The following is a 17,035-nucleotide window of genomic DNA, read 5'->3' on the forward strand; positions in this document are numbered from 1 at the left end:
CGGTGGTGACGTACTACTCCGGGGAGATCTTCGGGATCCTGGTGTACGACTCGCTGCCCAGCGTGGCGGGGGGTGTACCTGGCCCGGCGCCTGTGGCGGGGCGGGGTGTGGACGAGCCGCGCACTGATCGCCGTACAGGCGTGGATCGTGTGGCTGTCGTTCGGCACGCTGATGCACGGTGATCTGCGGGGCATCACACAGGCTGCGATGCCGGTGGCGGTCATCGTGCTGTTGCGCCGGGCCCGGTCGCGTGAGTGGTTCGAGATCGCTCCCCAGGACAGGGAGGAGCGGCGAACATTCAGCCTGGAGAGGATGATCCGCTGGCGGCGGGACGAGGGCCAGACCGCGGTGGAGTACGCGGGCCTCATCGCGGTCGTCGCCGCGATCATCGTCGCGCTTTCGGTCGGCGGACTCGGGGGGCGCATCGCCGACGGAATCCAGTCGGCGGTCTGCTCGGTGACGGGTATGGCCTGCCCCGCGTCGCAGGGCGACGGTACGGAGACGGGTGCGGCAGAGGGCGACGACGGGACACGGGAGGGCGGCTCCGATGCTGACACCGGGGGCGGTACCGGCGCCGGCCCCGGCGGTGACGCGCATGCGGACGGCGGGGTCCATGCCGACGGCGGGACCGGAACGGACGGCGGCGACGGGGCAGACGGCGGCAGTACCGGTACAAGCGCGGGCGCCGGTTCCGACGGCCAGGAAGGCACGGCCGCAGACGCCGGAACAGACACCGACGGCGGTACGGGCGGCACCAACGGCGGCGGCAGCCCCGCCTCGGCCCAGATCATCACCTATGACGGCGCGGGGGCGAACGACACCGTTCCGCTCGCTCCGGGGCCCTTCGAGCAGAGGTCGCTCTGGGACGACGTACATGACCAGGAGCGTCACGACAGGACGTTCATGGACCATGTCCGTGGCTTCTTCGTGGCGCCGACCAAGAGCTTCCTGGCCAGCACCATGGACGTCGTCAGCGACCCGGTCGGCTCGATCAAGGACACCTGGAACGGCCTGAAGGGCTACACCACGAACTGGTGGGGCGACAAGGCCGACGAGCTGGGCAAGGAGTGGGACAAGGGGAACTACGTCTCCTCCGTATGGGGCTGGGTCAACTCGCCCGAGGACTTCGCGTCCGACCTGGCGATCGACACGTTCGTCGACAAGGAGAACTGGGAGCAGGGCAACTACGGCGCCTCCATCGGCAACACCGTGGTCAACGTCATCGGCATCTTCAGCCCGAAGACCATCACGAAGTTCACCAAGTTCAAGAAGCTGGCCGAGGCCGGTGAATCCCTCGACAAGGCGGCCGACGCGGCCGAGAAGGCGCGCAAGGCGGCCAAGGCGGGCGATGCAGAGGGCGCTCGGAAGGCGGCGAAGGACGCCGACGAGGCGGCGGACGCGGCCGAGAAGCAGGCCCGCGAGTCGGGCTGCACCATAGCGGCGCCAGCCCGCCGGATCCCGTACGGCGGCAATCCACCCGGGACCACCACTGGCCTCCTCACCGGCTCCTCCGGCACAGGCACCACGATCCTCGCCGCCGGCCCGTCCGACTCCCGGTACGTCATCCTCGCCGAGGGTGGCTGCGACGAGGAGGCCAAGGAGCGGGCCCAGGATGCCCGGGAGAAGGCGGACGAGGCACAGCAACAGGCGCTGGAGGCCCAGGCGGAGGCGGCGAAGGCCGCCATCAAGCAGGGCAGGCTCAGTATTGACGAGCGCAACATTGACGACTTCGTCAGGAACGCCAAGAAGAACCCTGGCAAGAAGGAGATCGGCAAGGACCAGGCGGCGGCCGCGCTCGACGAGCTCACTGATCTCGCACGACGCAAGAACGTCGACCGGGCGGGCGCGAGCAAGCTCGGCTCCGAAGTGACCAACGCGCGTACCGCCAGCAGGCTCGAGGAGATGCTTGCTGAGGTGCGCGGCGTGCGGCGCGCCTCGGAAGACGCGGCACCCGACAGCACCGTGCACACCGCCGTCGGCTCGGAACACAACCGGCGTCAGGTCGAGGTCGCGCCCGGAGAGACCGTGGATGTGTCGAACGTGCCGGACGCCGATGTCCTGTACAAGGGGCGGGACGGCAGGGTGCACCTGGTCGAAGTGAAGAACACGGTGAACCCGACGCGTCAGCCGGAATTCGTCGGGAAGATCAACACACTCTCCGAGTGGACGAAGGCAAATCCGAGCAGAACGACTCGAGTTGAGATCGACAAGCCTGATAAATGGACTGAGGTCTTCCGGCCCATCAAGGGGCAGAAGGTCTCTCCTGCCCAGCTCATGAACGAGAAGGGAGTTGACGCCCGTATCGGTGATGCGAGCTTCACGGCCCAGCAGCTGGGTGACATGCAGCGGGCGCTGGAGGCGAAGTACAGCCGAGGTGAGGAAATCGACTGGAAGCGGTTGAACGACAACCCCAAGGGGGCGTTGGAGTACCTAGGTCTGAAATGACAGTAGGCCGGGGTGAAGACGAGAAGGAGGGTGACGGCTAGGAAAAGCCGTCACCCGTGACGCACGACTGATACCCCAGGTTTCCGTTCAGCCGCCGAACCAGACGACGAGGCGGACGTTGTCCTCACCATGGAGTTCGGACAGCGTGCCCATCACATTCCACACAGGTTGCCATGGTCCGTCGGTCGGTACCAGGTCGCGATAGGCAGGGACGACAGGTCGGTACGCCTCGTCGCCGAGCAGGAGTTCTCCGTCGGCGGGCCACCGGGAGGGAGCGATGTTGCCTTCTCCGAACTTGGCGGCGGCCGAGTCGTACAGCTCATCCGGGAGTGCGGCCAATCCGTCGGGCGCGAAGGATCCTTCATGGGCACGGGTCCAGCGGCGGACCCAGTACCGAGACGGGCCGTCGGTGCAGGGGGCATCCCAGTCGACAGCCGACAGTTCACGCCACGAGAACCACGAATGACTGTGGCCCTCAAAATCGTCGGCATGCCCTTGTACCGTGTCCGAGATATCTACAGGGGTTCCGCGCTCAGGGAAGAGAGCTCTGACAGGCTCCACACTCCGGACGTCAAAGAGTGCTGACCACGACATGTAATCACGGGCCCAATGAAGGTGCCGGAGTTCAGAAAAGGGCTCCCACAGCGCGTGTTCAGTGCCATAGCGCCCAGGCTGGGGCCTGCATTCCAGCCATCCATACAAGTCGGTACTCATAAAAGCGACTCTATCCAATGCGGCCGCTGAGTGCGCTATTGGCTGGCTATTGACCCCGACCCCGACCCCGGCCGCTTCGCCGGCTGGACGGTGGAGTCGGCCGAACGTTGCCTGATCGAGGAGATCGGCGCCGACTCAGCCATCGAGCTGCTGGGCACGCCGGGAAGTTCGGAGGCCAGGGCGGCTTTGGGGCGTCTGTCGGTGAAGCCGGACAGCGCGGCGAGTTGGGACAAGCGGAAGGGTGTTCTTCGACCCGCCGCCAGGAAGTTCTTGCTTCGGCTGAGGGGGAGGGAGGTGCCTCCCGGGCGGGGCCCGGCCCGAGAGGCATCGTTGTCCAGTGCTCGGCGGATCTGCTGAGACTCTGGATCCCTCGAATGGGTAGACCCCCACGCCCGGAACAAGAGCGCGAAGGTCAAAAGCCCTCGCGGCGGAGACCGACTTACCGCCGTCGCTCAGGATGACGCTCCCGATCGGCACCAACGGTGCGCAGCTGAGCGCGCGGCCCGGTCCGTGCCACGCGGCCGATGGGCCAGGATCGGCCTCCGCAGCGGCGCGTGTCCGTGCCCTAGCGTCATCTCTCATGGGGACGGCGGCACGGAGCGCCCGGACATCGAGACGATCCTTGATGTCAACCGGTCTTTGCGAGCGACAGGCGCCTTGGTGTGGCCCCCTGAACCGTACGACCGGGCCAAGCTCTGAGAGACGGCACGACTTCGGTCAGGGCGCGAACGGAGAACAACTGGTGGACATCTACCTGCTGCCCGCTGCCATGCGCGAGCTACCACCGCCTTGGCACGACCTGACCTACCGCAGATCTCAGGCCCTGGAGGAACTTGCGTCCACGGAGGAGAGACGTGAGCAGGCTCGGCATGTGCTGCGTGTTTGCCTGCCCGAGCGACGGCAGAGCGTGCACGACTGGGACGAGGAACTACGGGACTTCTACGACGACCGCGATGATCACACCTTGGACGAGGCAGATGCCTGGCTGACCCGGATCATGCCGACCACGTCCCAGGTCACCCGGCAACGGGTGGCGCAGGTGGTCGGTGTGTGGGCCGACATGGGGATCCCCACGGTGTCTGCGCCACCGACAGAGCAGCAGATCGACAGGGTGGCGGCGGAGTGGGCCGCCTCGGTACGGCAGACGCTGGCGCACGACGCCTTCGCCTTCATCGAGCGTGCGACCGTCTCCGGATCGCTGAGCGATCTGGAGGCGGATGAGACCGCGCTGCTCGCGAGTGGGTTCGTGCGGGTCGGCCTGGCGGTGGAGGTGGCGGTGCGCGTGCTGGTCTCGCTCGGCCGTCCACGGGGCGAAGAAGCTTTGCTGGATCTCGTGCACGACGGCGAGGTCCAGGACTTCCGGCCGTATGTGCGTTCCCGGCTTCTCGGGCTGCGCCGTCCGGTGTACGAGGGCCGGGCCCGGGAAGTTCCCCGCGACGAGGAGCCGCTGCTGCCCGAGGGGCTGCAGGGCCTTCCGTATTCCTGGCAGAACGACTTCGGCTGGGGTGCGACCGCGCCGGATTCCCACAGCCTCGCCCAGGCGCGTTCAGCACTGGAGGCGTGTCTGACTGTCGAGCGGGTGCCGGATGACGCGCAGATGTGCAGTGACGCTCCGGCGGACTGCAGTGCCATTGCTGAGGTGGTGCGCGCCCTGATGCCGTACCCACGGCTGGTCACTCGCGAGCGAATGAACGAGGCGTGGCGCGAGTGCCAGTTGTTGGGGTTCGAACTTCAAGGCATCGACGCCGCATGCTTCGCCAAGGTCTGGTGCAAGAGGATCGCTGACCGGGTCACAGCAGCCGTCTTCCGCTGGCTCGCTGACCTCCCGCAAGGCGGAGGAGCGGCAGGCGACAAGGAACCGGCTGTTCTGTCGGCAACGGCCCTCTGGGCTGCGGAACTCGCCGAGCGGTGCGCCCGGTGCGGCAGCGCGGTACAGGAGGCCATCTGGTTCCTCCACCGCACGGATGACGTGCCGGGCAGCCGTGAAGCCCTGGCGCGACTGGCCTTCGACCCGAGCCTGCCGGTCACGACGAGGAATACAGCGCAGGAGTGGGCGCGACGGCGTCTTCAGCCCGACCAATATCCCGAAGGCCACCAAGATGAGGGTGACCGAGGCCGGTGAGCGATGGAGGACCCGAGGAGCGCGATGGAGTACCTGGGGGGCTCATGACGCACGACGAGCAGAACGCGGACACTCAGGACGACCGGACCGCCTCCCTCTCGAAGAACTGGAGGCAGCGATCGCCGCTGCTCCGTCGGCCAGGTACGACTGGACGGACGAGCTGTTGGATATCCGGACAAGGTCGCCAAGGCCAAGCAGGTATATGACGGGACGTACAAGTGATCGCGAATCTTTTCACCGTCACGGAAGCAGAGCCGTCGCGGCTCCGCGGAGCGCTGGCTCAGTTGCTGGCCGTGACGCGCGAAGCGGTCGACGTCGCCGACACGGACGGGGACCAGGAAGCGCGTCGCTGGGACTCACCTGTTCTGTGCACGTACCGCGTGCTGCCGCCCGGTGACCTGGCGCTGGAGCTCGACATCTACGTCGAGGACGAAACGGCCAGAGCTCTCAGTGAGGCGGACTTGGCGCAAGGGCTCGCGGTCCGTACGACGACCTCGGTCCTCTACCCCTCGCTGGACATCGACCTGGACTCCGCATACTGGGTCGCGGTGCCGGATGGACGCGTCGTGAGATGCCGGCTGGAGGCGATCGACTCCGACGAGGACACCAGATACCGGGTCGACGCGGTGGAGGAGAAGGTGGCCGATCTCCCTCGCGCGAAGGTGGAGTGGCTCCCCGAAGCTCTCGAATACGAGCCCATCGGGACGCCTCTCTCCGATGCCTTCCTGGCCACGTATCCGACGGGCACGGCGGCGAGCATCGAAGGGCGTGTCCACTACAGCCTGCGCGTGTGGGAGAGGCTGGTGCGCCGGTTGGAGTCCGACTGGAGCCCTTCTGGCCGGTACCGGGAAGACCTCTTCCGGCGTGATCTGGAGGCCCGGGACGCTTTGGCGCGTCTCGTGCGCGAGGTCGACGGCGCCTACGCCGGCGGCCTGCGATCCTCTGTGACGCAGTTGGACGGCATCTTCCGTGCATGCACCGAGCCCGGGAATGACGAGAAGGCCGAGCGCTGGTGGTGGTGTCGGCGTCCAAGGCATGTTCCATGGTGAGCCCACGAGGACGAGAAGGAGCGCGGCACGCCCTTGGAGCAGAACTGCTCACTGTCCTCTCCCGACGGCTATGAGCCGGTGACGCTCACACCTGCGCACCTGCACTGGGCCTTAGTATCAACTCAGTGGGCGCAGACATAGATGGTGTGATCGAGACTCGCTCGGCCGACGGACAGTGGGAGATGGCGGTCGACCTTCTGGACCTGCAATTGGGGAGGGACCATGAGGCGTGGGGGTGTCTCTTCAACTTCGGCGGGACGGGGGCTGTGGATCGTCCGCTCTTCGCCGACCGCGGGCTGCCGAGCGACCCCTCGGATCCGGTACGGGATACCGGATTCGAGGACTATCAGCACAGCCACACGTATGCCACTTGGGCCGAAGTCGCCGCGGTCGACTGGGACGCCCCGCTCGCCGACGAGCATGCTTATAACTGGGCGGGCCTGTGGCGGCCTGGTGACGACGGCGAGCTCGTCCAGCACGACATCGTGTGGGCTTCAGCCACGCCCGGCCTGGATGAGGCCGCGGCCGATGCTTTCGGCGAGGATGTGTACAGCCCAGCGGAATGGCCGCAGGGCGGCGAGGTCCACCTGGACGGCGCCGTGTACCGCCCCGTGATTCTCACAGCGCGGATGCTCGCTCCTCCGGACCAGGCACCCTGGTCCCGGATCTGGAATGCGATGCGGGACCTCGCCGACGAGCACGGGGACGACAACGTACGTTTGGTCGTCTGGTTCGGTTGACGACGGCTCAGGCGTCTAGGTTTGGAATGACAGTAGGCCGAGGCGAAGACGAGAAGGACGGTGACGGCTCGGAAGCCGTCACCGCGTGACGCACGACCGGTGTCCCCAGGTTTCCCTTCAGCCACGGAACCAGACGACGAGGCGGACGTTGTCCTCACCGTGGAGTTCGGACAACGTGTCCATTACATTCCACACGGGTTGCCATGGTCCGTCGGTCGGTACCAGGTCGCGGTAGGCAGGGACGACAGGTCGGTACGCCTCGTTGCCGAGCAGGAGCTCTCCGTCGGCGGGCCACCGGGAGGGAGCGATGTTGCCTTCTCCGAACTTGGCGGCGGCCGAGTCGTACAGCTCATCCGGGAGTGCGGCCAATCCGTCGTGCACGAGGGATCCTTCATGGGCACGGGACCAGCGGCGGACCCAGTACCGAGACGGGCCGTCGGTGCAGGGGGCATTCCAGTCGACAGCCGACAGTTCACGCCACGAGAACCACGAATGACTGTGGCCCTCGAAGTCGTCCGCATCCCTTCGTACCGTGTCCGAAATATCTACAGGGACTCCGCGCTCAGGAAAGAGGGCCCTGACAGGCTCCACACTCCGGACGTCAAAGAGTGCTGACCACGACATGTAATCACGGGCCCAATGAAGGTGCCGGAGTTCGGAGAAGGGCTCCCACAGCACGTGTTCAGTGCCATAGCGCCCAGGCTGGGGCCTGCATTCCAGCCATCCATACAAGTCGGCACTCATAAAAGCGACTCTATCCAATGCGGCCGCCGATTGCCCTATTGGCTGGCCCTTGGACCCGCCCCGGCCACTGTGGGCGACTGGGCGTCGACTTGGAGGACACGAGCCCCGAGGCGTTCGCCGAACGGTGGCCGCCAGCATTGCCGCGTTTCTGGCACAGGGCATGCTCGAATGGCTGTGGTGCGAGGACTGCTTCGCCCCCTGGGCCCAGGACCTCGCCACGCGCTACATCGACCGGAACTTCGCCGTCGCTGAAGCGACCGTCCTTCTGACCGAGGCGGCGGAGGCCGGCGTGCCGTGGGGGCCTACAGCAGGTGGTCGGCCTTGCCCGCCTTGATGTCCCGGATGAGCGCCCGTAGGGCATTGCGGCTGTCGGTCAGGTGGTGCTCCTCCTGCCCGGCGACGGCGATGTAGGCGTTGCCTTCGGTGTCGGTGCCTATGCGGAAGCAGTTGTTGCCCTCGGCGCAGAAGGGCTCTTCCCAGGTGATGTCGGCCATGGCGACTCCTCAGAGTTGACGGGCGATGGCGTGGATGAAGTCCCGTGACGCCTGCGAATCCAGCGACTTGGCGTGCCACCAGTCCATGTGCGCACGGTACTTCGAGAGCTGTGCCTCGGCGTGAGTGAACTCTCCGCCATGTGCCGAGTCCAGCTGGACGGTGTCGAGTTGGGGTACGAGGCCGCTGGCGTACAGCACCGCGTGACCAGCTCCCGGAAAGGCGCCCACCTCGACGGGGAGTACCCGTACGTCGACGTTCTCCCGCTCGGACATGTCGCACAGGTGCTGAAGTTGCTCCCGGGTCGTACGATGCCCGCCGAACTGCATGCGCAGGGCCCACTCGTGGACGTACGCGACGTACTCGACCGGGGCGTCGACCCGCTCCAGGACCTGCTGTCGCCGCACGCGCTGTGCCACCCGCAATTCGACCTCCGACTTGGGCAACGGCGGCAGCGCGGAGTCGAAGATGGCGCGGGCGTACCCGCTGAGCTGGAGCATTCCGGGGACGTGCACGGTTTGAAGAGTCCGCAATCGTGTAGCGTACCACTCCAACTCAGCGACGTCCAGTAGCCCTTGGGGAAGGCTACCCCGGTACTGCTCCCACCAGCCCCGCTTGCGGGAGCTGGCCATGGCGACCAGCGCGTCGACGTACGCCTGGTCCGGGCAGTCGTAGTTGCTGGCGAGTATGCGAATGCGCTCGGGCGAGATGGCGCGAATCCCTGCCTCCATGTTGGAGACCTTCGTGCGGTCCAGCCCGAGCAGCCCGGCAGCGTACTCCGTGGTCTTACCGGCCGCGAGCCGCATTTTGCGCAACTCGGCGCCGAGACGCCGCTGGCGCTCAGTCGGTGTGGGCCGTGTCGGCATTCGGCATCTTCCTCCCCGCTTGGTCGAAGGTCAGTCTGCCCTGGCAAGCCGCACGGGTCCATCTCGAAGGAGGCAATGTTCTGAATGATGTGGCACACGTTCCCCTTAATCGCCTACAGTCAGTGACAGGTCGACTACGAAACACCGGCCGCACCGGAAGCGCATCACGCGAACCCACCCGCACCCTCCTGCCCTGGGAGGGGTGGGCCCGCGTCAGGGAGACAGGCCACCGGACCACTGATCGGAATCCTCCAGTTCACCGCACACCCAGGGAGTTGCTGCCATGACCGCGCCCTTCACGGCCTGCCCGCCCCCGCCCGCCACGGAGGTACCCGTCACCCCGCCCGCCCCCGACGCTCTCACCTACAGCCTCACGCTCCCCGCAGGCCCGCAGAGCCCGGCGATCGCGCGCGCGGCGACACGCATGATCCTGCGCGCGCACGCCCTCGACGACGTGACGGACGCGGCGCTGCAAGTGGTGAGTGAACTGGCGGCCTGCGCTTGCCGCTTCACCTCGACTGCCGAGGTCTACGTATCGCTCCGCTACCGGGACGGAGCCCTGCGTGTCGTCCTCTACGACGGCCACCGTCGCCACACCCACCCGCGTCTCGCCGCCGCCTGCGAGTCCCGCCGTCGCGCGGCCCTGCGGCTGCTGTCCTGCGTGGTCAAGTCCTGCCACGGCGACTGGGGCTTCGGAGACGCCCGCGAGCCGGGCGGCGGCACGCGGATGTGGGCGGTGTTGCCGAGGGAGGGCGCGAGGTCGTATCACGCAGGCGCTTGAGGGGTGGAAGCCCTGTGGCCGTTGCCGAGCTGTGCCGCGACGGTCTCGGCTTCGGCGTCGCGGCAGCCGTACATACCGCGCGGCCGAACCCGACGCTCCCGGACGGGGGGCTCGTGGCCGCCGTCGCGCCGGAACGCAATGCCGGGCTCGGAGCCGGGGTCATGGACCTGAACCGCTGACCAGCCCGGCTCCGGGCGCCGCGCAGGCAACGGTCCGCCGTTTGCAGCCCGGCTGGAGCCCGTCGGTCCGGTACCGGGAAGTGCCGACTGCCAAGGGCGCTGTACCCCAGGTGAATTGGGCCTCGCGTTGGGCCCGTGGGCCCATGTGGCCGGAGCTGACCGATCGTTACCCTCTGGGCTTGGTTCGAAGAGGGGGGATGGAGGGCGTCCGGAGTAGCTGAGCGCTGCGACGGTCCGCGTTCATAGGCCCACGGAGCCTGACTGCATGACGTGTGCGCGGGGCCCAGGGCGAACGTGGCCACGACGTCACGCGCAAGCCGCTGCAGCCGCTGCAACCGCTGCCGTCTCGGCGCCGCGTCCTGGGATGACCGCATCCTTGGGGCTCTCACTCTCCCTGACTCGTCCTCCTGCTCGGCGAGTTGAGGAGTGGCATGTCTGCGTTCGGGGGCGTCCCGGTGTCCGGGGGCGGCGGATGGTCGTCGACGGGGAGTGGGCGGCGGCAGGAGCTGCCCAGGCCGCTGTCGGTTGCGCTGGTGCTCGTCCACGCGCTGTTCGCGTTCACGGTGTTCGGCGGGATCGGTCTGCTGCTGACGGCGGCGTCGCTGGACGCCGTGGACGGCTGGCTGCTGGGCCAGGTGGCGTTCGCGGCGGCGCCCGGCACGATCGGGTGGGTGCTCGCGCGCCGGTCGTGGACGGGCGGCATGTGGGTATGGCGGGGCCTGCTCGCCCTGCAGGCATGGCTGATCATCGCCGCACTGGGCAACGTCGGAGATGGCTCGGGGCGGGGCTTCACCCAGCTCTTCTTGCCGATCCTGATCGTCGTGTTCCTGACGCGCCGGGAGAGCCGGGTGTGGTTCCGGCTGCCGGAGCTGGAGCGAGCGGATCGTCGCCCGTTCTCGTTGGCGCGGATGATCCGCTGGCGCCGGGACGATGGTCAGACGGCGGTGGAGTACGCGGGGCTGGTGGCCGTGGTCGCGGCGATCATCGTCGCGCTGCTCGTCAGCGGTCTGGGGACGCAGATCTTCACCGGTATTCAGTCGGCGGTGTGCAAGGTCACCGGTACGGCGTGCCCTGCGGAGGCAGGGAACGGCGGCGAGGAGGTTCAGGCCGGCGACGGCCCGGACGGGACCGACGGTGAGGGGGCCGACGGTGGCGCGGCGGCCGGCCAGGGCCAGGGCAACGGCGGCCAGGGCACCGAGGGCGGCGGAGCCGCTGACGGCGGCACTGGCAACGGCGGTACCGGGAATGGCGGTACGGGAAATGGCGGCGTCAACGGGACCGGGCCCGGCGGCGCCGACTCCGGAAGCCAGGGCGGCGACGGATCCGACTCGGGTGGGCAGAACGGAGGGAACGGCTCCGCCTCGCAGGGCGCCAACGGCGGATCCGGCGGCGCTTCGGAGGGTACGGGTGCTCCGTCCACCGAGGAGACCGTCGAGGAAAAGAACGACGCGGCAGAGGACGAGCAGGCCGAGGACAGTGGTGAGGAAGGCGGTGACGAGGGCTGCACCTCTGGCGTCGGGGCCTTCCTCGGCTGCGTGGGGGACCAGTTCAAGCAGGTGGGGCAGGGCCTGTTCGTCGACGGCATCTGGGGTGACGTCACGGGCATCTGGGACACGGTCACCAACCCGGGTGAGACGTGGGAGGGCCTGAAGGACTACGGCAGCTCGCTCGGCGACCAGTGGTCCGAGGATGCCAAGGACGCAGGCGAGAAGTGGGAGAACGGCGACTACCTCGACGCCCTCACCGACTGGGGCGGCGCGTCGTGGAACACGGGCGTCAAGGTCCTGGACGACATGTTCGTGGGCGACGAGGTCCGCGACCAGTGGAACAACGGCCAGAAGACCCGCGCGGCCACCAACGTCGTCTGGAACGTCGGCTCGCTCTTCATCCCCGGCTACGGTGAAGCCAAGATCGTTCAGAAACTCGGCAAGCTCGGCAAGCTGGGCAAACTTGGTAAGCACGTCGAGAACGCCGCGAAGGCGGCGGAGGACGCCAAGAAGGCAGCCAAGGCCGGCGACGTCGACGCCGCCGAGAAGGCGGCGAAGGAGGCCGACGAGGCGGCGGACGCGGCCGAGAAGGAGGCCCGCCAGACCGGCTGCACCATCTCGGCGCCGGCTCGCAGGATCCCGTACGGCGACTCCCCGCACGGAAGCACCCCCGGCCTCCTCACCGGCTCGCCCGGCACAGGCACCACGGTCCTCGCCGCCGGCGCCGCCGACTCCCCGTACGTCATCCTCGCCCAGGACGGCTGCGACGAGGAGGCCAAGGAGCGGGCCGAGGAAGCTCGGGAGAAGGCCGACGAGGCCGACAAGGCCGCTGAAGAGGCAAAGAAGGAGGAGCCCAGCCAGGGGTCGGCACATGAGTGGCAAGCGGGCGACGACGTTCCCGGACCTGCCAGGGGAAAGGTGCTGAAGTTCCCCAACAAGCGTCACACCGTCAGCGGGGCGGCGTCTGGCGAGGTCAAGGAGAGCAACACCGTGATTCTCAGGGGGAACGAAGATCTTGTCCGCAGTGACATCGAGGGGATTGCCAACAATCGCGGAACGCTCCTGGACGACGGAAACACCTACGAGATCAATGGCCGCACGTACGAAGTAAAGGGGAATGGAACGGTCTTCCCCAAGTCCGGGCCGGGTCTGGTTGAAATGGATCGCATCGAATACGATGCCCTGAAGGAAATAGCGCGAAACAAGGGTGACGCCAGCAAGTCGCAGCAGTTGCAGCGTAATCCCAAGTTCGTGAACAATCCTGAAAAGGTTGAGAAAGCTCAGAAGGTGTACGATGGGTCGTACAAGTGATTGGTAATCTGTTCAGCATTGCGGAGCTTGAGCCCTCACAGCTCGGAGAGGCACTTGCGGACCTGCTCGACCTGGCGGGCCGGCTGGTCGATGTCGCCGATGCGGACGGGGCTCAGGACGCGCGTAACTGGGATGCCCCCGTCCTGTGCTCCTATCGGCGACTGCCGCCGGGCGACCTGGCTCTTGAGCTGGATATCTACATCGAGGACAGGGTGGCCGGCGGCCTTACGGAAGCTGGGCTCGCACTCGGTCTAGCTGCCAGAACACGGAGTTCGGTTCTCTATCCTGGCGAACTGCAGTTGCCCAGTGATTACTGGGTAGCGGCTCCGGGCGGGCGTTCGGTCAGATGTCGTCTGGAGGCATTGGACGGCGATGAGGAGACGGCTTATCAGGTCGCCGTGACGGAGGAACCAGTGGAGGACCTCCCCCGGGCGAGGGTGGAGATTCTCCCAGAGATCCTCGACCACGAAATCATCGATACGCCTGTCTCCGACGCGTTTCTCGCGACCTTCCCCAAGGGAACGACGGGGAGCGTTGAGGGACAAGTACGTTACTACCTGCGCGTGTGGGAGAGACTGGCCCGTCGGCTGCAGGTGGACTGGGCTCCGTCCAGGCGTTACAGGGAGGATTTGTTCCGCCGTGACCTGGAGGCACGGGATGCATTGGCGGGGCTCATGGGAGAGGTCGTCGGCGAGCATGCCGATACTCTTCGACTTGCGGTGGCTCAAATCGATGAAGTCGTGAGTGAGTTCACACAGGAAAGCCGGAAGGGCGAAGCGGCGTCTTGGTGGAACAGCCGGATTCCACAGCGCATTCCCTGGGAGTGACCACACTATGTGCTGCCCTCGATGATGCGAGCTTCACGGCCAGGCAACTGTGCGAGATGCGGCGGGCGCTCGGGGTGAAGTACAGCCGAGGCGGGAAGGTGAGCATGGGCATTCCGATCTGGCGGAATTCCGCCGGCGACCCCATGCCGCCCCCGTTCCAGGCCCTTTGCGACCAGGAGCTGATGGGATCTGGCGGTGTGGGGTCCGCTGGCCGTCGGCCCGGACGACTGCCGGAGGTGGGTCGGGGTCCCCATCAACCAGTGCGACGGCGATGCCCTCATGGCACCGCGGCTGTTGTCAGCGACCGCCCGACCGCCGCACCTCAGAAGCGGTGCACAGGTGGCAGAACCGGATTCCTGCCGCTCGGTGCGCCAGCGCGACGGGAAGGTGATGACGGTGCTCAGGCTGGTCGTCAATGGCGCTTGGGGCCTGCGAGTGGAAGGGGCGCAGCAACTCGCTGAGCGGTGGCTCGCCTTCCTGAACACCCTGGAGGGCATCGTCGGGCCTTCCTTCGAGGGCTGGCGCGAAGCCACGGACGACGACAGGACGGCTCCCCTGCTGTCACCTTCTGCCGCGTCCTTGGCCGACTATCTCCTGAGGGAGAACCCTGAATCCGAGGTCGCCCGGACGGCTTACACCGCATCGCTGTGGACGGCCGGATCAGGAATGCCGGAACTGGTAGTGAGTGTGAGCGCCGGGGGACCCTCGCCACATGTTGCCAGTTCCTGCTCGGTGCGAATGCGTTCGCGTGAGCTGGACGAGTCGGCACCGGTGGCGCGCCGTTCTGTGGAGATCCTCCGGGCCCTCGCGGACTCTTGGGATGTCGACTGGGGCCAGGCCTACAACCGTGGTGAGTACGCAGCCGTCGAAGAGGAGTTTGACCTGGAGGCGCCGGAGCCCCGCTGCGGTCGTGCCGCCTACCTCTCCGCCAGGCGTGCCGAACTGGTCCTTGAGGATCTCCCGGGGAAACCTGCACGGATCCGTACCAGCCACGACGGACTGCTGATCGACCTCACCGGCGGCGGCACAGAGCGGCCGGACATCGAGGCGATCCTTGATGTCAACCGGTCTTTGCGAGCGACAGGCGCCTTGGCGCGGCTCCCTGAACCGTACGACCGGGCCAAGCGGTAGGAGAGCGCGCGAAGTGCAGCTGCCTGAACCCCCGTTTCGGGATTCGGGTCCGTGTATGGGTCCCCGGGCCCATGAGGCCGAGTGTCCCGACGAACCCGAGTGGAACGAAGAGGTGGAGGCGGCCGAAACCCACCTGGCGGACCTCGTGAGGGAGTTGGACCGACGTTGGGGGACTCACCGGAGAGTGGCCATGCATGTGCCGCTGTTCCGGAAGCAGTCGGGCGAGCCCATGCCGCCGCTGTTCCAGGCCCTGTGCGGCAACGACGCCTACGGTGACCTGACGGTGTGGGGACCTGTGCGGGCCGGGGACGAAGGTCGGGCCCCCGGCCGGTGGGCCGGAGTATCCGTCGGCCACAGTGATGGTGACGCCCCGCTCGTCATGGTGGCCGTCACCAGCGACCGGCCGATCGTCGAACTGGAGGGGGCGCCTTGAACGGGCGTCGAGGCGAAGCTCGGCTACGGCGACAAGGTGCGGGCGGACGGCACGCTCGAACCTGCTCAAGCGAACAAGTTCGTCGAGCAGGCGCGGCGGCAACTGAGTGCGGCGAACGGGAAGCCGGTCGAGTGGAACTTCTCCAACAAGGCGGTGGCCGAGGCGGCAGAGGAAGCCTTCGACGAAGCTGGCATCGAGGTGGTCGTCAAGCACACGCCGTGGGAGAAGTGAGAGACAGGAGTGCGGATCGTGAGTGCAGTGACGGTGGCTGTGCACTGGTGGGTCAGGCCTGAGACGCCGCAGGAGCAGGCGGAACGCTGGCTGGAGCTCCTCGCTCGACTGACGGAGCTGTCTGAGGGCGAGCTGACGGAGTGGCGTTGGGACGTGGACGATGACGCCCCCGGCCCACTGGTGCCCCGGAGTGCGGGGGAGTTCGCGACGGCGCTCCAGGCGGCAAACACGCATGACGACGCCGACATCATCGGTTGGACATCACACGTGGTCGGACGGCGCCAGGACGGTGGCTACGTCCAGGTCTGGATCTCGGCGGGCGGTACGAACGAGCACAGTCCGTTCTTCGCGATCGTGAAGCTCTTCCCCGGGCCCCGGGCATCGGAATCTCCGCTCGCGGGCCGTGTCGCAGAGACACTCGCCGCGCTCGCGGAGGCCTGGGACCCGGACACAGGCCTTGCCTACGATCGTGAGCTGTTCAAAATCGTAAAGGCGACCTACGGTCTACCGGCCTCCGCGCCCCGCTGCGGCTGGTCGGTCTACCTCTCCGAGAACCGCGCCGCGCGCGTCCCCGGGAACTTCTTGGCCCGGCGGCTGCCCACCGAGCACGGCGGCCTCGTCCTGGACCTTGCGGCGAACCCCGGCGAGACTCCGGCCACCGAAACGGTCCTTGCCGCCCACAAGACCCTCGCCGAGAGCGGCGCCCTGGAACCCATGCCCGTACCGGCGACGGTCGCCAAGCTGTAATGAGGCGGGCCGGCGCACAATTAGAGATCCGACTGGTGACCTGGTGGTGTGGGGCCCAGCGGCCGTCGGTCCGGACAGCTTCCGGAGGTGGAGCCGCCTCTCCGCCAACCAGTGCGACGGCGATGTGCCCGTGATCAGCGCTGCTGGTGTCAGGGACCGCCCGATCGCCGAGCAGGAGCCGGCTGCGAACGACGAAAGAGTGAGAGCCCCTCTGTGAGCGTGCAGCAGTACATCGCCCGAATCGACGAACTCTTGGCCCGTCCCCTGACCGGCGACGGCGTCGAGGCCTACCACCTCGTGACCCTGCGCGAGAGCAGGGACTTCGCTCCGCCGAACGACGACTGGGACGAACTCATCCGGACCAGTGAGGAGTTCGAGGCGGAGCTGGAAGACCTGGCAGCCGCGTTGGACGCCCGGTGGGGTCCGCATGCGTCCCTTTCCATGGAGGACTACGCCTACGCCTTCCTGGACCAGGACGACGACGAGCTCCCGCCCTTCTTCCGGGAACTGTGCGAGAGCGGCTACTTCGGCGACCTCCTGTATTGGCGGGTCGGCGACCGTCTGGTCGCTGCGAGCGTCGGCCATGAGGACAAAGAGGAGCCGGTCGTGCTGTTCGCCGGGGTGACCGCTTCCGCGGACGGATTTCCCGCATAGGCGCGCGGAGCGCAGCTGACTGAACCCCTGTTCGGGATTTGGGTCCGTGTATGGGTCCCCGGGCCCATGAGGGCCGAGTGTC

At 67.3% G+C, this 17,035-nt stretch carries 16 protein-coding genes and 1 pseudogene; 13 read left to right on the top strand and 4 right to left on the bottom strand.

Annotation, left to right across the window (positions count from 1 at the left end; genetic code table 11):
• The first annotated feature begins 72 nt into the window (after positions 1–72).
• Positions 73–2,445: a hypothetical protein gene (locus QF034_RS26230; RefSeq protein ID WP_307177243.1), complete on the top strand. Its 2,373-nt coding sequence runs from the start codon at positions 73–75 to the stop codon at positions 2,443–2,445.
• A gap of 87 nt (positions 2,446–2,532) precedes the next feature.
• On the opposite strand, the gene QF034_RS26235 is transcribed toward QF034_RS26230, so the two are convergent.
• The gene (locus tag QF034_RS26235) at positions 2,533–3,159 is read right to left on the bottom strand and encodes a hypothetical protein (RefSeq protein WP_307177244.1); all 627 of its coding nucleotides are present in this window, start codon (positions 3,157–3,159) and stop codon (positions 2,533–2,535) included.
• Between the two features lie 742 nt (positions 3,160–3,901).
• Here QF034_RS26235 and QF034_RS26240 point away from each other — a divergent pair.
• The 3 genes from QF034_RS26240 (at position 3,902) to QF034_RS26250 (ending at position 7,070) form a co-directional block, all read left to right on the top strand.
• Positions 3,902–5,281, top strand: a complete 1,380-nt coding sequence (locus QF034_RS26240; protein ID WP_307177245.1) for a hypothetical protein — start codon at positions 3,902–3,904, stop codon at positions 5,279–5,281.
• A 218-nt stretch (positions 5,282–5,499) separates the two neighbouring features.
• Entirely contained in the window at positions 5,500–6,330 is an 831-nt protein-coding gene (locus tag QF034_RS26245; protein ID WP_307177246.1) for a hypothetical protein, read from the top strand.
• Positions 6,331–6,455: 125 nt separating this feature from the next.
• On the top strand, positions 6,456–7,070 hold the full coding sequence (locus QF034_RS26250; protein ID WP_307177247.1) for a hypothetical protein: 615 nt from the start codon (positions 6,456–6,458) through the stop codon (positions 7,068–7,070).
• A 117-nt stretch (positions 7,071–7,187) separates the two neighbouring features.
• Here the strand turns inward: QF034_RS26250 and QF034_RS26255 are convergent, their stop codons facing one another.
• The 3 genes from QF034_RS26255 to QF034_RS26265 all read right to left on the bottom strand — a co-directional run bounded on the left by QF034_RS26255 (position 7,188) and on the right by QF034_RS26265 (position 9,172).
• Positions 7,188–7,451: a hypothetical protein gene (locus QF034_RS26255; RefSeq protein ID WP_307177248.1), complete on the bottom strand. Its 264-nt coding sequence runs from the start codon at positions 7,449–7,451 to the stop codon at positions 7,188–7,190.
• Between the two features lie 665 nt (positions 7,452–8,116).
• On the bottom strand, positions 8,117–8,308 hold the full coding sequence (locus tag QF034_RS26260) for a hypothetical protein (RefSeq protein WP_307177250.1): 192 nt from the start codon (positions 8,306–8,308) through the stop codon (positions 8,117–8,119).
• A gap of 9 nt (positions 8,309–8,317) precedes the next feature.
• Entirely contained in the window at positions 8,318–9,172 is an 855-nt protein-coding gene (locus QF034_RS26265; RefSeq protein ID WP_307177251.1) for a helix-turn-helix domain-containing protein, read from the bottom strand.
• Positions 9,173–9,455: 283 nt separating this feature from the next.
• On the opposite strand from QF034_RS26265, the gene QF034_RS26270 reads away from it, so the two are divergent.
• The 9 genes and pseudogenes from QF034_RS26270 to QF034_RS26310 all read left to right on the top strand — a co-directional run bounded on the left by QF034_RS26270 (position 9,456) and on the right by QF034_RS26310 (position 16,953).
• Complete coding sequence (locus QF034_RS26270; RefSeq protein ID WP_307177252.1) at positions 9,456–9,953, top strand: ATP-binding protein; 498 nt, start codon at positions 9,456–9,458, stop codon at positions 9,951–9,953.
• Positions 9,954–9,967: 14 nt separating this feature from the next.
• On the top strand, positions 9,968–10,132 hold the full coding sequence (locus QF034_RS26275; protein ID WP_307177253.1) for a hypothetical protein: 165 nt from the start codon (positions 9,968–9,970) through the stop codon (positions 10,130–10,132).
• Between the two features lie 431 nt (positions 10,133–10,563).
• Complete coding sequence (locus QF034_RS26280; RefSeq protein WP_307177254.1) at positions 10,564–12,930, top strand: hypothetical protein; 2,367 nt, start codon at positions 10,564–10,566, stop codon at positions 12,928–12,930.
• A complete protein-coding gene (locus tag QF034_RS26285; RefSeq protein WP_307177256.1) occupies positions 12,927–13,757 on the top strand; it encodes a hypothetical protein in 831 nt (276 codons plus the stop codon). Before QF034_RS26280 ends, QF034_RS26285 begins: the two co-directional genes overlap by 4 nt.
• Positions 13,758–14,096: 339 nt before the next feature.
• Positions 14,097–14,888: an Imm52 family immunity protein gene (locus QF034_RS26290; RefSeq protein WP_307177258.1), complete on the top strand. Its 792-nt coding sequence runs from the start codon at positions 14,097–14,099 to the stop codon at positions 14,886–14,888.
• Positions 14,889–15,078: 190 nt separating this feature from the next.
• A complete protein-coding gene (locus tag QF034_RS26295) occupies positions 15,079–15,321 on the top strand; it encodes a hypothetical protein (protein ID WP_307177259.1) in 243 nt (80 codons plus the stop codon).
• 21 nt (positions 15,322–15,342) lie between these two features.
• Positions 15,343–15,552 (top strand): annotated as a pseudogene (locus QF034_RS26300) (hypothetical protein); the annotation flags it as partial.
• An 18-nt stretch (positions 15,553–15,570) separates the two neighbouring features.
• Positions 15,571–16,299: an Imm52 family immunity protein gene (locus QF034_RS26305; RefSeq protein WP_307177261.1), complete on the top strand. Its 729-nt coding sequence runs from the start codon at positions 15,571–15,573 to the stop codon at positions 16,297–16,299.
• A gap of 213 nt (positions 16,300–16,512) precedes the next feature.
• Positions 16,513–16,953, top strand: a complete 441-nt coding sequence (locus QF034_RS26310; RefSeq protein WP_307177262.1) for a hypothetical protein — start codon at positions 16,513–16,515, stop codon at positions 16,951–16,953.
• Positions 16,954–17,035: the final 82 nt, after the last annotated feature.

Origin of the sequence: Streptomyces africanus (genome assembly GCF_030816955.1) — a bacterium.
Classification (GTDB): Bacteria; Actinomycetota; Actinomycetes; order Streptomycetales; family Streptomycetaceae; genus Streptomyces; species Streptomyces africanus.